This window comes from Acinetobacter sp. ANC 4470, assembly GCF_002135335.1.
Taxonomy (GTDB): domain Bacteria; phylum Pseudomonadota; class Gammaproteobacteria; order Pseudomonadales; family Moraxellaceae; genus Acinetobacter.
In genome coordinates, this window is record NZ_NEGC01000009.1 from 21237 (window position 1) to 36417 (window position 15181).

A 15181-nucleotide genomic window follows, 5' to 3' on the forward strand; every position below is an offset into this window, starting at 1 on the left:
CTATTTGTTATTTTTAGTTTACTTGTTGAATATCAAAACCTAACTCCAACAAAGTATCACGTTTAGCCACGGGTGCAACAACTGCTCTCGTTGGTGTTTGCTGAACTAGATATTGCTCCGTCACTCGTTTCAAATCATCTAAACTAACTGCAAGCAAACGTGCACGCAATTGCTTTCTTACTGCTGGTGTACGTGCATGCAATAAAGCATAACAAGCACTAATCGCTTCACCCGCAGGAGAGCCAGGTTTATCCATGCTCGCAATTAAGCCTAAAATCGCTTCTTCAAGCTGATGCGGTTGATGCTCGGTATTCAATAACCAAGCGATACTTGCTTCAAAGTCTTTAAATGTTTCTGCCAAACGCGGATCACGATAACTATAAAAACGGAATGAACAAGCATTACCATCGTAGCTTGCACCACCACCATAAGCGCCACCTTTTTCACGAATAGCACTATGTAAGAAACCATTGCGTAAATAAGCAGCCAACACCATTAAAGGTGCTGCATCAGGATGAGAAACTTCAACAGCAGGATAAGCTAAAGCACAGAATTGGACATTGGCTTGAATCAACCAAGCTTCATCTTTCGTACTATTTTCCGTGCTAAGTGCTGACAATTCTACAGGGGTTTTATCTACAACCAATTTATCCCAAACGTTCTGCACTTCTTCAACTAGAGCATCAGATTGATGTTCTTCACAAACCAATAAAAATTGTTTTGGTGCTTGTAAAAGTAAACGATGAATGGCTTTTAGCTCTGCAATTAAATCATCATAAGCAGCATCATCATTTTCAACTTTAGCAACCAAGTCGCCCAACCAGTTCAGCGCACCCAAGCCGGTATTTTGATAATCACGTTGCGCTAAAGCACTACAGTTACGTGATGCAATCTGCATTGCATAACTATGCCCTGAACCTGACAAACGCGACTGCCAACGAGTCTTACGCTGTTGTAGTAATTCAACAATGCGGTCTTTTTCATCAAAACGTAGTTGTTCAAATGCTAACTTCAACAAACGAATGGCTTCAAAATTATTCACCAACGATTTTGTCGTGAGCGTTAACCATGCGCTAATTTTGTTTTTGTCATCCACTTTTGAGCGTAAAGATGCGCCCATCCCCACACCACCGCTGACCGCAGTTTGCAGTTGTTGTAACTCGAGATAATCATATTCTCCAGCACCAACTTCACCCAACAAAACCGACAGCAAAGTAAAATATGGTGACTGTACAACCTCGTCAGGAATTTTAACTGTAACTTGCTGGTAGTAAATACCATTGGTTCCCGCATGGTACAAATTCAGCGGGGTATCTAAACCATTACTGATAATTTCACGCAATTGACCTTGTACAATATGTAAATCAGCAGGCACATCTTCTAGCCCTACTTTCGGTAACAAATTGAGGTCATCAGGCGTATCTTGACGAACTTTTAACGCTTCCGTATGCGCAATAATTTCAGCTTTTTGCTCTTCAGTCAGTTTGGTACCAATTTCAGCCAAACGTACTTTTTCAGCTTCGGCTTCTACGGCAGATTTGTTGGCATCTGGTAGCAAAGTCATTTGTACACGATGAGAATTATCAATCAGATAGGTTTTAATCAGATTCGACAACCACATTGGGTCTTTAAGTTCTTCTTTGACTTGCTCCATCGCACTGTCGACATCCCAAACATGAATTGGGTCACTGTGATGAATCACACTGCTTAAACCGTTTAAAATTAGGCTTAAACCATATGGCATACCATCGCCATTGATTTCACGTTGATGTAATTCAATTTGATGTAAAATTGCATCCACCATATCGGTATCGACAGGTTTTGAGGCAACATCTTCAAGAATCTGAAACACACCGTTTTTGAATTCTTCAGCATGTTCTGGATTTGAACCTTGCACACCACAGAAAAATGTCATTTCAAAATTTGAATCATCTACGCCCATAATCGGGCCAGTAGATTGTGCATAATCACACGTTTCTAAATAATGACGTAATGGCGAAGCTGAATCTTCCAGTAAAATACCTTCAACCAAACGCATACCTAAGCGCAATTTAATATCACTGGCTTCAGGCAATAACCATGAAATGATGTGATAGGTTTTATCGGTTAAGTCTTCAGCATCGACTGCATATGTTTCTGTGACGTTAATAGGAGCAGCTAAACGTGTTTCAGGTGTTGAATACAGTGTTTGACCTTGTTCAAATTTAGACAAGGCTAAAGTTTCAAATTGTTGTTGTAAATGATATGCAGACTCATCACCAAAAGTCATGAATACAGCATTACTCGGATGATAATGCGACTTATAGAAATCAACCAACTCTGAATAGGTTAAATCCGGAATATCTTTAGGATCACCACCTGAGTTGTAGTGATAAGTGGTTTTAGGGAATAAATGATGTGCCAATTGATGATAAAGCTGATCTGAAGGAGAACTCATCGCCCCTTTCATTTCATTAAAAACCACACCTTTATACACAGGTTGACCTTCTTCTAACTCAATGCGAATACCTTCTTGAGCAAAATCAAGTTCATTTAAATTTGCAGCAAATGCAGCATCTAAATAAACTTCCAACAAGTTTTGAAAGTCTTTTTTGTTTTGTGTTGCAAATGGATACGCTGTCCAATCGGCTGAAGTAAACGCATTCATAAAGGTATTGAGTGAACGACGAATCATCAAGAAAAACGGATCACGTACTGGGAATTTTTCCGAACCACACAATGCTGTATGTTCCAAAATATGCGCTGCGCCTTTTGAATCCATCGGCTGGGTACGAAATGCAACTAAAAATACATTTTCATCAAGGTCACTTGCCAAATGATAATGCGTTGCGCCCGTCACTTTGTGTTTATATTCAGAAATAAAAACATCTAAGGCTTCAACATGGTGTTGACGTATCAACTGAAACGCAGGATGAACAGTTTGAGTAATGGTTTCAGTAACATCTACAGTCATGTGATCTCCAAATCAAATACAATTTTACAAGTTGTTTTGATTATACCTGAATCTTTCATGACTATGGATTGCTGCAAACACTAATTTCCGTGTATTTCGGTATAGATTTTTTACCCTAAATTCCTTATCAGTATTCTTAATTTATGGTTGAAAATAATACAATATGCACTAAACATTAAATATTTCTTGTCATGAGGTGATTGACTCAATACATACATATCGCAATCGCAACCAAAATCACCGCAGATGCAGCAAACAACCTTAAATCTAAACCACTAAAAGCAAATTTCGTTAATTAAAAACTTCATCTCAGAATCGAAATAGTGGTTAAAAAACACTAATCAATATGACGCTATTCAGGATAAAGACCGAGCTAAGCAGCGTCATATTCTAAAGTGATCTAATACTAGAGTAAATATTTGAAATAGCTATAGTTCGGGTGATTTTCCACAAAAACATAATTTTGCTTTTGGTAAAAATGAGCCGCAGATTTTGTATCTGTATTCAAGCAAAGTGCTGAAAAATTTGCACGAGCATTTTTTTCCAAATGTTGTAATAACTGTTTACCTACACCATGCTTACGGTATTTAGGCAATACATAAAAACGACGCACACGACCAATTCTGTTATCAATTTCGTTTTCATTCCACTGCTGATTTAACCCTCCACAGGCAATCAGCTTTTCATCGTCATAAACAAAAAGAAGAAACTCCCCCGGTTGATTAAACCTATTTTTTCCACTCTCATACTCTTCAATCAATCGATCAACAAACTGAAATCCTTCTTTCTGTGCTTGCTTCGCTAATTCCTGAATCTGTGTTGGTAATTGTTCAGCTTTATCAATCGTGATATTCATCTAATATTCCTCATCCTTTCCTATATTGCATTTTGACTGAATAAATGCGTCATATCTTGAATTTTATTCATCAACCTACAGCTATCATGAGCATTGGTGTAAACTTAGCGCTTTAATTTGAAGTGTGAATGAAAGACATGGCAACTGTTGATCTTTTTGCAATTGGTAATGCATTAATCGACCAAGAATTTAAAGTCTCTGATGACTTCCTTATTCAACAAAATTTGCAAAAAGGCACTATGCAGTTGACTGATGGTGAAACACAAGCAAATTTATATAATAATTTAAAAGAAACGCAAATATACAAAGGGCAAGCATCTGGTGGTTCTGCTGCCAATACAACCGTTGCTTTTAGTGCTTTAGGCAGCAAAGCATTTTACGGATGCCGTGTAGGCAATGATGAATTAGGCCATATTTACTTAAAAGGTCTAAATGAAGCTGGCATCCAAACCACCGAACATTCTGTGAGTGAAGGTGAAACGGGTACGTGTATGGTACTGGTCAGCCCAGATTCTGAACGTACAATGCATACTTACCTTGGCATTACTGCGGAACTTAGTACAGATCAAATTAACTTTGAACCATTAAAAACAGCAAAATGGCTTTATATTGAAGGTTACTTATCGACTAGCAGTTCTGCCTGCCTTGCTGTAAAACAAGCTCGCCAAATTGCCAAAGCACATGGGGTGAAAATTGCATTAACTTTATCTGATCCCGCGATGGTGCAATATGCACGTCAAGGTTTAGATGAGCTGTTAGACGATGGTGTCGATTTAATTTTCTGCAATCAACAAGAAGCGATGATGTATACAGAAACTGATTCTGTAGAGGCAGCACTAGCTAAATTGCAATTAAAAAGCAAATACACTGTCATTACATTATCAGCAGAAGGTGCTTTAATCTCTGATTCAGAACAAACACTTAAAATTCCAGGTCGCACTGTAACCGCGGTCGATGCGAATGGTGCTGGTGATGCCTTTGCTGGCGCATTCCTTTATGCATTAAATGCAGGTTTAAGTCTTCAAGTGGCTGCTGAATTGGCGATTCTGATTTCAAGTGAAGTGGTTTCGCAATTTGGTCCACGTCTCAGTGTAGAAAGTTATACGGAATTATTAAACAACTTCCAAAAGGAATGTGCATAATGATGAGAATTGCCATGACGGAAGAAATTCCTGAACGCGAAGCACGTGCTTTTGACACAGATGATGGTAGAACCATTTTTATCACTCAACGTGATGGGGCTTACTATGCTTACAATAATCTTTGTCCTCACCTACAAACTGAATTGGAGTTTTTAGAAAATCAGTTTTTAGATCAAGACGGTGAATATATTCAATGCTCAACTCATGGCGCGCTTTTTATGGTTGAAACAGGTGAATGTATTTCTGGACCTTGCCAAGGACAATCACTTGAAAAAGTAGCAATCAACGTGCATTCTGATGGTGGAATCTACCTCACAGAAGAATAAAATCAATGGAATTTTGCCATGTTTGAGTTTTTGCAGAACTATAACTTAATCCCGTTTCATTTAAGTTTATTGGCCTTAATTTTACTCAGCATGGTCGAAACCATCGGCTATTACTTTAATATTCGCCCCACTCAATACCTAAAAAGTCTTTCTCCGAAGAAACTCTCTGAATCACCACTACTCAACGTTAAGTTCTCCAAAACACTGATTGTAGTTTTCTTACTCATGAATTTTAGTTTTTCAGGCTATTTTCTTCAGCTATGTATTTATGCTCAGCAACAAAAATTTCTTCCTGCTTATTACTTAATTATTCCAGCACTGATTATTGCAATTTTCTTTACAGTCTTTATGATCCATTGTCTAGATCAAGTGATTAAACCCATCGAAATAAAACAACAAGTTAGTTTACTCGGACGACTCGCAACAATTTCCAGCGGCAATGCACGCCCAGGATTTTCAGCACAAGCACGAGTTCGTGATGAATTTGGTCAACTGCATTATGTACAAGTTGAACCAGAATTTGGGGAGCTCGAATTTCAATCTCAGATCATTTTAATTCGTTTAAAAAAATCACACTATATTGCTAAAAAAGTATCCAAATCAAACAGTCTGTTTACCATGGGAAATCATCAGCAACATTTAAGTAAATAATCATCAAAGTTAATCTTTGATCAAAAAAACCAGCCAAGCTATTAACTCAACTGGTTTTAAAAAATATTTTAATTTTTCAGAAAACCTGAAACCAAGTTCATAACTTGTTGAATATCAGTATTGGCTTCTTGTTTATTGGTTTGCTCACCCTGTGGAGTTAATGAATCAATAATTTGTGGCAAAACCATTGAAATAGCGCCATAAACATCTTGTTTAGGCACTTGTGCTTGTTGTGCAACTTGTTCTATATCTTGCTCATCAAATAAGCTCTGAACCTGTTGTTGATCTACATTAGCATTTTCACCGGGTCCAGTAGACACCCAATCATCGACTTGACTGGTTAGGCCCACTCCTTTTAACTGATCCAAAGCCCCTTGTATTCCACCTTGCTTTTGAATCCAAGCTAAAACTAAAGGCAACACCACAACCAATAATGTTTTTGCACCACCGCCCATATTACTGGTTGGCTGTGTTTGCTGCCCCCCCCCCAATTGCCCCAATACGGATCCTAAAATCCCACCTAAACCGCCTTGTTGAGATTGCTGAGCACTATTACCACCCATTTGCCCAAGTACAGAACCTAAAATCCCCCCCAAACCACCTTGCTGCGAAGGTTGTTGCTGATTTCCACCTAAAGCTTGTTTAGCGAGCATTTCCACAATATTGCTAAGATTCGTCATCGTATTATCCTTATATGAACGCAATAAAAGAATACGATGCTTTGAATGCAATCAACAAAAACAAATTGTTAAAATTTGCAATCATTAAAGCTTATATAGATGAAAGACTTACCAACGGAATTTATTCCAATTTTCAGGGTTAGCCCAAAACTTGGAATTAAACCAATCAGGTATATGCTTATAAGTCAGAATATTAAATTGCCATAAAGCAAAATCACGATCATGCTGAGTTTTATCAATCAACTGAGTAAAACCTAAAGAACGCAATAATTTTTCATCTTGTAACTGACTGACCACAACAATTCGTTTTGCCATTAAATCTCGTAGTTTTACCAGCAATTGTGATTTTTGAATATTTGAAATACCCAATAACCCTGGAGAATCAAGCAATACTAAACCCACGTCATATCGCCGAGTAAAAGGCAGATTTAAAAATTCAGTTACGCTAAAATGGTGCCATTGAATTGATTGATTATTGTCGTATTGCTCAAGATTTTGACCAATACATAATGCAGTTTGAATTGGCTGTTGTTTGAATAAATCGTCTAGCATTGAAGTGATGATATTTTGTTCAGCCATAACTGCATCCTTATTATTAAGAGAGTTTTTTCATGGAACTACAAGGCATTTGCCATAAAATGCATGCAGGTCTAAAGGACCTTAGTGTAACTGATCAACAGACGCGTAAGGCAAATGTAGAATATAAATTTGTTCTGGATCGTTCAGAAATCAATCTTCCATTTCGTTTAGGTCAAGAAATTGAAATTGAATGGACAGGTAAGATTTATTGTGTTTCTTGTGGAAGCAAAACTCCAAAATCATATTCACAAGGTCACTGTTTCAAGTGTTTTAAAACCAAGGCTTCATGTGATATGTGCATCATGAAGCCAGAGACTTGTCACTATCATTTAGGTACTTGTCGTGAAGATAGTTTTGCACATGAAGTCTGCTTCCAACCGCATATTGTATACCTTGCTAATTCCAGTGCGCTCAAAGTTGGCATCACACGACTTGGACAAATGCCAACACGCTGGTTAGATCAGGGTGCAACACAAGCATTGCCTATTATGAAAGTGGGTTCACGCCGCTTATCGGGGCAACTCGAAATTATGTTTGGAACACAAGTGGCAGATAAAACTGATTGGCGAAAACTACTCAAAGGTGAAGCCGAACCGCTAAATTTACTTGAGGTTCGCGAGCAACTGGTTGCAGAGTTTGCACCAAAAATTCAAACGATTCGTGATGAATTTAGTCAAAACCTTGAGTTTAACGAAACCATTGAATTGATGGAAAATGAACTTCCACATGAGTTTATCTATCCCGTAGAACAGTATCCTGAAAAAGTAAAATCTCACAATCTAGACAAAACACCAGTTATCCGTGGTGTCTTGCAAGGTATTAAAGGTCAATATCTAATTTTAGATACTGGGGTGATTAATATTCGCAAATACTCAGGTTATGAACTTAAGCTACGTGCTGAATAAAATTTTATCTCACCCATAAAAAAACCTGCGTGAACGCAGGTTTTTTTATTTCAGCAAAAATTATTTAATTTTTGCATTTGATTTTAAATATTGAGTGTAATCATCCAATTCTTGTTGACCACGAAGTTGTTGGTACAACTTAGACAATTCATTCAATTGCTCATCCGTTAAAGCACTTGATGTGGTCTTATTTACATTTGACACAGCCACAACCACCAACTCATTTGGCAATGATGCTGTGGTTACTGACCACATGCCTGCTTTTGGTGCTGGAACACTAAATGCTGCACGCTCAACTTCACGTTTCAAGCCTTGTGAGCGCGTAAAAACACCAGCACTTTCAAATGCAATTTTACTTTGTGCTACCACAGTTGCAGCAGGTTGTGATTTAAAATTATTCAATGAAGCTTGAATTTTTGCTTTTGCAGCATCAATTGCTTTTTGTTCAATTAATTTAGCTTTTATACGTGGAGTCGCTTCAGCCAAACTTTGCACACCAGCAGCATGATAATTGCGTACTTTCACCCAAACAGTATCACCATTACCTAACTGAATACTGCTTGAAGCATTACGATCACCATTTTTCACATCTTCATTAAACAGCTTAACTTTTACATTTGCATCACTCAGTACTGCATGTTGTGTAGATAATGTCATGCCTTTCACAGACTGAACCGCCACACCTTTAACTTCTTGTGCAACAACATCTAACGCATCACTACTCACCACCAACTCATTCAGACTATTTACCGTATCTGAAAAAGCATTTGCAGATTTGCTCTTTTGTAATTCAGCCATCAAGCGTGGTTTTTCGGCTTCAAATGAGGGAAGCTGAATAGCGGCTGCTTGTGTTTCAATTAAATGATAACCATATTGCGTTTTAATTGGTGCAGATACTTGAGCTGATTTTAAAGCAGCCACTGCTTGATCAAATGCATCACCAAATACACCTTTTTGATATGCTTCAATCACACCACCTTTGGCTTTAGACTCAGTATCGTCTGAATATTGCGCAGCTGCTTGAGCAAAAGTCATACCTGCTTTAATTTTCGCAGCCACATCATCTGCCAATTTCTTCGCTTCAGCATCTGAACGAGTGTCTGCGCTAATTAAGATATGTTTCACTAAAGGTTGAATATTTTTCTGTTGTGCATCTACAAATGCTATATAGGCTTGCTGTAATTCAGCATCTGTCACTTGGGTATTCGCTGGTGCAACATTTGCGGGGGTCAATACAACATAATCCACATCCACACTGGCAACTTGCTTGAATGAATTTTTATGTTTGTCGTAATAAGTCGCAATTTCTTGAGGTGTAACTTTTATGTTTTTCTTATATTCATCAAGTTTAATACTGGCCAAATGCAAAGTACGTTGTTCAGTTTGCAAATTCGCAATTTGTTGAATATCAAGCTTACTCACCAATGCATAATCCACAAATGTTGAAGTCAACATTTTTAAAGCATGGTCTTGGCGTAAATTTGCAATTAAAGCTTGACTGGTCATACCAACAGAACGCAAATAATTTGCATACAAGCTTTCAGAAAATTTACCATTTTCTTGAAAGCTTGGTTGTTGAGCAACCATTTGTTCAATCTGCGCATCACTTAATGAAATACCCAACTTTTCTGCTTGTTGTAATAACAAGGTACGAGCAACAAGGCTATCCATTGCTTTATTTTGAATATAGGATTGATTCAATAAAGTTTCATCGCCCTTGGCATAAGCCAAGTACTGTTCTTTAAATGTTTTGGTCAGTGTTTCTAACTCTTTCTTAGAAATTTCTTGGCCATTGACTAATTTTGCTGAGTCTTCTGACTTCCCACCACTAAAATATCCTTCAATACCTACAAGTGCTAAAGGGGTCAAAAACAAAATGAGCAGAACTTTGCCCAACCAACCCTTAATAACTTTACGAAAAGATTCCATAAGTATTCCAATATTTTATTTGTCAGGGATTTTACCCGAAAACCCACAACGAATGAATGAGTTCAAACTATAAATCGGCATTATTAATAAAAAAACGCGCCTTATTCGGCGCGTTTTTCGGCTTTAAAAAAGATTAAGCTACAGAATCTTTCAAACCTTTACCAGCTTTAAAGCTAGGTACTTTACTTGCTTTAATTTCTAAAGCTGCACCTGTTTGTGGGTTACGACCCGTACGTGCTGCACGTTCTTTAACATTGAATGTACCAAAACCAACAAGTGTAACAGTATCACCAGATTTAAGTGCTTCAGTAACAGAAGCAATTGTCGCATCTAAGGCTTTACCTGCATCAGTCTTAGACAATCCCCCTTTCTCTGCAATTGCATCGATTAATTCTGATTTATTCATGAAGATTACGTCCTCTTAATATCGTTTATTTAAGGTCTAAGGATTCCATAACATCTTTATAGCAATGCTTTGGGGCAAAAGGCAATACTCTAGATCAGCATTTCTATAAAATAAATATGAAAAAATTATTGAAAAATAAATAAAAAGTAAAACTGTCTCATTTTTTTACAATTTTTTCTTTTAAAAGTTTATTTTCTTCAACCAAAAAATCAACCTTACTATGTAACTGCAATATGAGACTTTCTAAGTACTGAATATCTTTTACTGTCACTAGACCAATTCGGTTTAGTGAATGATTAACACTTTGATCAAGTAGTTTTTCAACTTTATCTTTGGTATCTGTAACCGAATCCTTTGCTTTTTCAGACACTTTTTCAACTGTTTGATCTGCAATTTCAGTGGTTTTTGATTCTAGCTCTTCACCCACTTTCACCAAGGAATCAAATAATTTATTCCCCTCTTCCTCTGCACGTGAAAAAGCACCTAATCCAGCAAGCCAAATTTGCTGGGTATATTTACGGAAATCTAGACCCGACTTACGACCTGAATGCAGTTTATTCTTTGTTTTATCGGAATTTTCCTGATCAACACCTTGATCTTTTATACGCTTATCCATTTCCCCACACTCCCGATTATTTTTTATACCGCTAAATACATTCACCTATAAAATAGTCTCATAATAGCAAACTAAATACTTGATCGATTTGCTAAACTGTTCTACAAAGCAAGATATTATGTTTAGTTTAAGTCCTGAAGTATATTTTACGAGCTAGGATGCGTTATTTTCAGGGAAGGATAAGGATTAAGTTTTATGAGTGAATCGCAACAAAATCAAAATCAATCACATTTGTTGCTTACAATGATTATGATTTTTTTAGAAACAGTTTTCACCTTCATTTTAAAACATGATCGTGTGGTTGGTTTACAAGCTAAAAAGTTTATCGATCAAAAAGTTTCCATCAAAATTAATAGCTATTTACCTTATTTTGATTTTTACGTTCAATTTACTGAACAGGGTGTTCTATTTGATACCAAAGCGCCAGAGCAAGCCGTAGATCTCGATATTCGCACCACGCTAATGGATTTAATTAAAGTCTTTGTTTTGGCTAATCGTCGTAGTATTAAAAAAATGCGTATTGATGGTGACATTACTTTAAAAGATGAATTTCGCGATTTAGCTTTACTTTTTAGCTTGCCAAAAGTTTTATCTGATTGGAAACAATGGTTAACTGAACCAACTGATAAGCAAGATATTATTGCCTCAAAAAAACGTATTGCACCACTGTTAGAAAAAATTGATCAGCAACGTTCAACCATTAATAGCTTACACGTAGAAGTAAAACAATATAAGAACCGTATTCGTCGTCTTGAGCAAAAACAGAAAAGAGCTAACATTGCATTTATTGTAACCATCGTGCTTTTAATTGTATTATTAGTGTATAATCTATGGCTTGGATAAATATATAATTTTTCTTATAAAATAAAACAAATTAAAGCCTCATAAAAAACTTGACTATTTTAGTCAGGATTCTTAAAATCGACACATCTAGTCTCAATATGTGTATCGAATCATGCGTCTTACTACTCGCGGTCGCTACGCAGTGACTGCTCTACTTGATTTAGCTTTGCAGCCAACTGAACAAACGATCACGCTTGCCGAAATTGCAGCCCGTCAAACTATTTCTGTTGCTTATCTTGAGCAGTTATTTGCGAAATTAAAGCGTCACGGTTTAGTTTCTAGTGTTCGTGGTGCCAACGGTGGTTACCATCTAGCTCGTAGCGCTGAAGAAATCACGGTATTAGAAATTATAGAAGCTGTAAACGAAACAGTTGACGCAACGCGTTGTGACCACAAGGCTAACTGCCAAAATGGTGCAATGTGCTTAACTCATGATTTATGGCAAGAACTCTCCCACCACATCGCCGATTATTTAGCAAAAATCACGCTGGCTGATCTTGTCGCAAGAGACAACGTACAAACCGTTGCGATTCGCCAAAATACACCATCATTTGATTCAGCCCTTTTATCGGTTACAGGTATTTGACATGAAACGTCCGATTTATCTTGATTATGCAGCAACAACTCCTGTAGACCCTCAAGTCGCAGAACGTATGATGGAATGCCTAACTTTCGACGGTACTTTCGGTAACCAAGCATCTCGTTCTCATGCTTACGGTTGGCAGGCAGAAGAAAAAGTAGAATATGCACGTGAACAAGTCGCTAATTTAATTAAAGCAGATCCGCGTGAAATCGTGTGGACTTCAGGCGCAACTGAATCCGACAACCTTGCATTAAAAGGTATTGCTCAATTTTATGCCTCTAAAGGCAAACACATCATTACCAGTAAAATTGAACATAAAGCAATTTTAGACACGTGTCGTGAACTTGAAGCCGAAGGCTTTGAAATCACCTATCTTGAGCCAGAGCCAAAGACAGGTTTGATCACAGCTGAAATGGTGAAAGCAGCCATTCGTCCAGATACCGTTCTTGTTTCATTAATGATGGTCAACAACGAACTGGGTACTGTGACTGATGTTGCAGCGATTGGCGAAATCACACGTGCAAATAAAACTTATTTCCATGTCGATGCTGCTCAAGCTGCAGGTAAAGTCGAAATTGATCTTTCAACCATGAAAGTTGATTTGATGAGTTTCTCAGCGCACAAAATTTATGGCCCTAAAGGCATGGGCGCACTTTTTGTCCGTCGTAGCCCACGTGTTCGTCTTAAAGCTCAAATGCATGGTGGTGGTCATGAACGCGGTATGCGCTCTGGTACATTGCCAACTCACCAAATTGTAGGTATGGGTGAAGCCTTTGAACTTGCGGGCAAAAACCTAGAATCTGAACAAAAACGTATTCGTGTATTACGTGACAAACTTTGGAATGGCTTACAAGGTTTAGAACAAGTGTTCTTAAACGGTCATCCCGAATACAATGTTGCAAACTACTTAAACGTAAGTTTTAACTTTGTGGAAGGTGAATCATTGATGATGGCATTGAAAGATGCTGCTGTTTCATCTGGTTCTGCATGCACATCTGCAACACTAGAACCTTCTTATGTGCTTCGCGCATTAGGTTTGTCTGATGAACTTGCTCACAGCTCGATTCGTTTCAGCTTCGGTACATACACCACCGAAGAAGACATTGACCATGTTCTTGAAATAACCAAAGCCGCTGTAGAAAAATTACGTGATCTTTCTCCTCTTTGGGATATGTACAAAGAAGGCATCGATCTATCTACAGTAGAATGGGCTGAACACTAATTTATTCATGGCATCTCATGGAAATTTCATGAAGATGCCCTCATATTAAATCTTATCAGGCTGACCCCGAGTTTTGGAGACGCATCATGGCTTATAGTGAAAAAGTAATTGATCATTACGAAAACCCTCGTAATGTTGGCGTTTTAGACAAAAATGCTGAAAATGTTGGTACAGGTATGGTCGGTGCACCTGCTTGTGGTGATGTTATGCGCCTTCAAATCCAAGTGGATGACAATGGCATAATTGAACAAGCACGTTTCAAAACTTATGGTTGCGGATCTGCTATTGCTTCAAGTTCGCTTGTAACTGAGTGGCTTAAAGGTAAAACTTTAGACCAAGCTCAAGCGATCAAAAACATTGATATTGCAACTGAACTTGCGCTCCCTCCAGTGAAAGTACACTGTTCTGTACTTGCTGAAGATGCAATTAAAGCTGCTGTTGAAGACTACCGCAGCAAAAAAGCTAAAGCTTAATTATTTTAAGTTTTGAATAAGGAATAACGGAGTTTTCATGATTCATTTAACTGAAAATGCTGCAACTCATATCAGCAATTACTTAGAAAATCGCGGTAAGGGTGAAGGCATTCGCGTTGGCGTGAAAACTTCAGGCTGTTCTGGTTTGGCTTATGTACTCGAGTTCGTAGATGAAGTTGATACACATGATCAAGTTTTTGAACAGTTTGGTGTTAAGGTTTTCGTTGACCCTAAAAGCGGTGTCTATTTAGAAGGTTTAGAAATGGACTATGTCAAAAATGGTCTAAACGAAGGCTTCGAATTTAACAACCCCAATAAAAAAGGTGAATGTGGTTGTGGTGAATCTTTCACGGTTTAACCAACCTATCGAATTCTCTTTTTAAGCATTAAAACAGTGTACAATACACTGTTTTAATTGCATTTAATTTGCAGTTATTTTTATAGAACTTTCGCGGATCAAATCTCCCATGAATCATTTTGAGTTGTTCAATCTTCCAGTAGAACTCGATATTGATTTAGCAGTTTTAAAAAATGAATTTTTAAAATTGCAGCAACAATATCACCCCGATAAAGCCGAAGACAAAGCTCCAGCGCTTATCAAATCCAGCGAGATCAACCAAGCTTTCAAAGTTCTATCTCAAGTTGACAGTCGTGCTGGATATCTACTTTCATTAAAGAAACAAGATCACCTGCTTGATCAATCCATTAGTGATTTTGATTTTTTACAATCCGCTTTAGAAATTCGCGAACAACTTGATGAAGCCAACTCTGCTGACGATTTAATTTCGCTTAAAGAAGAAGTCCAACAATGGATTGATGGCTTAGTTCGTGAATTTAAAATCGACTATACTGAAGAAGACTGGACTGAAGCACGTGATACAGTACGAAAATTACGCTTCTTCCAGAAAGTCATGGCTGATATTGACAAAGCTGAAGATCGCTTTTTAGATGATGACTCATTCGATCTTGATGATGATTTTTAATTTATTTTTACTTTTAGACGTTCAAAGGATGTAA

At 37.6% G+C, this 15181-nt stretch carries 17 protein-coding genes; 10 read left to right on the top strand and 7 right to left on the bottom strand.

The annotated features are described in order from the left end of the window. Positions 1 to 13: 13 nt before the first annotated feature. Positions 14 to 2953, bottom strand: coding sequence for an insulinase family protein (locus B9T25_RS12415; RefSeq protein WP_086188726.1), 2940 nt, complete (start codon positions 2951 to 2953; stop codon positions 14 to 16). 406 nt (positions 2954 to 3359) lie between these two features. Beyond that, positions 3360 to 3809 (bottom strand): GNAT family N-acetyltransferase, encoded by a 450-nt coding sequence (locus B9T25_RS12420; protein ID WP_004651798.1) that lies wholly within the window; start codon positions 3807 to 3809, stop codon positions 3360 to 3362. Positions 3810 to 3946: 137 nt separating this feature from the next. Here B9T25_RS12420 and B9T25_RS12425 point away from each other — a divergent pair, with 137 nt between their 5' ends. Genes B9T25_RS12425 through B9T25_RS12435 form a run of 3 tightly spaced genes read left to right on the top strand, consistent with a single transcriptional unit; the run spans position 3947 to position 5928 of the window. Further along, positions 3947 to 4951, top strand: coding sequence for an adenosine kinase (locus B9T25_RS12425; RefSeq protein WP_086188811.1), 1005 nt, complete (start codon positions 3947 to 3949; stop codon positions 4949 to 4951). Positions 4952 to 4965: 14 nt separating this feature from the next. Next, the gene (locus tag B9T25_RS12430) at positions 4966 to 5277 is read left to right on the top strand and encodes a Rieske (2Fe-2S) protein (protein WP_171262788.1); all 312 of its coding nucleotides are present in this window, start codon (positions 4966 to 4968) and stop codon (positions 5275 to 5277) included. Positions 5278 to 5295: 18 nt separating this feature from the next. Continuing rightward, a complete protein-coding gene (locus tag B9T25_RS12435) occupies positions 5296 to 5928 on the top strand; it encodes an OB-fold-containig protein (protein ID WP_086188728.1) in 633 nt (210 codons plus the stop codon). Between the two features lie 68 nt (positions 5929 to 5996). Here the strand turns inward: B9T25_RS12435 and B9T25_RS12440 are convergent, their stop codons facing one another. Then, on the bottom strand, positions 5997 to 6608 hold the full coding sequence (locus B9T25_RS12440) for a YidB family protein (protein ID WP_086188729.1): 612 nt from the start codon (positions 6606 to 6608) through the stop codon (positions 5997 to 5999). Between the two features lie 108 nt (positions 6609 to 6716). Next, positions 6717 to 7187 carry a DUF6231 family protein gene (locus B9T25_RS12445; RefSeq protein WP_086188730.1) on the bottom strand — a complete coding sequence of 157 codons (471 nt, stop codon included), beginning with the start codon at positions 7185 to 7187 and terminating at the stop codon, positions 6717 to 6719. Between the two features lie 32 nt (positions 7188 to 7219). Here B9T25_RS12445 and B9T25_RS12450 point away from each other — a divergent pair, with 32 nt between their 5' ends. Then, a complete protein-coding gene (locus B9T25_RS12450) occupies positions 7220 to 8092 on the top strand; it encodes a DUF2797 domain-containing protein (protein ID WP_086188731.1) in 873 nt (290 codons plus the stop codon). A gap of 60 nt (positions 8093 to 8152) precedes the next feature. Here the strand turns inward: B9T25_RS12450 and B9T25_RS12455 are convergent, their stop codons facing one another. The 3 genes from B9T25_RS12455 to B9T25_RS12465 form a co-directional block, all read right to left on the bottom strand. Beyond that, positions 8153 to 10021, bottom strand: a complete 1869-nt coding sequence (locus B9T25_RS12455) for a SurA N-terminal domain-containing protein (protein WP_086188732.1) — start codon at positions 10019 to 10021, stop codon at positions 8153 to 8155. Between the two features lie 133 nt (positions 10022 to 10154). Then, complete coding sequence (locus B9T25_RS12460) at positions 10155 to 10427, bottom strand: HU family DNA-binding protein (protein WP_086188733.1); 273 nt, start codon at positions 10425 to 10427, stop codon at positions 10155 to 10157. 157 nt (positions 10428 to 10584) lie between these two features. Next, positions 10585 to 11043, bottom strand: a complete 459-nt coding sequence (locus tag B9T25_RS12465; protein WP_086188734.1) for a phasin family protein — start codon at positions 11041 to 11043, stop codon at positions 10585 to 10587. A gap of 195 nt (positions 11044 to 11238) precedes the next feature. Here B9T25_RS12465 and B9T25_RS12470 point away from each other — a divergent pair, with 195 nt between their 5' ends. From B9T25_RS12470 to hscB, 6 genes are all read left to right on the top strand, one after another. After that, on the top strand, positions 11239 to 11886 hold the full coding sequence (locus B9T25_RS12470) for a hypothetical protein (protein ID WP_086188735.1): 648 nt from the start codon (positions 11239 to 11241) through the stop codon (positions 11884 to 11886). A 112-nt stretch (positions 11887 to 11998) separates the two neighbouring features. Then, a complete protein-coding gene (locus B9T25_RS12475; protein WP_086188736.1) occupies positions 11999 to 12472 on the top strand; it encodes an Rrf2 family transcriptional regulator in 474 nt (157 codons plus the stop codon). A gap of 1 nt (position 12473) precedes the next feature. After that, complete coding sequence (locus B9T25_RS12480) at positions 12474 to 13691, top strand: IscS subfamily cysteine desulfurase (protein ID WP_086188737.1); 1218 nt, start codon at positions 12474 to 12476, stop codon at positions 13689 to 13691. 86 nt (positions 13692 to 13777) lie between these two features. Next, complete coding sequence (gene iscU, locus B9T25_RS12485; RefSeq protein ID WP_086188738.1) at positions 13778 to 14164, top strand: Fe-S cluster assembly scaffold IscU; 387 nt, start codon at positions 13778 to 13780, stop codon at positions 14162 to 14164. A 37-nt stretch (positions 14165 to 14201) separates the two neighbouring features. Next, positions 14202 to 14522: an iron-sulfur cluster assembly protein IscA gene (iscA, locus tag B9T25_RS12490; RefSeq protein WP_086188739.1), complete on the top strand. Its 321-nt coding sequence runs from the start codon at positions 14202 to 14204 to the stop codon at positions 14520 to 14522. Positions 14523 to 14631: 109 nt separating this feature from the next. Then, positions 14632 to 15147, top strand: coding sequence for a Fe-S protein assembly co-chaperone HscB (gene hscB, locus B9T25_RS12495; protein WP_086188740.1), 516 nt, complete (start codon positions 14632 to 14634; stop codon positions 15145 to 15147). Positions 15148 to 15181 lie beyond the last annotated feature (34 nt).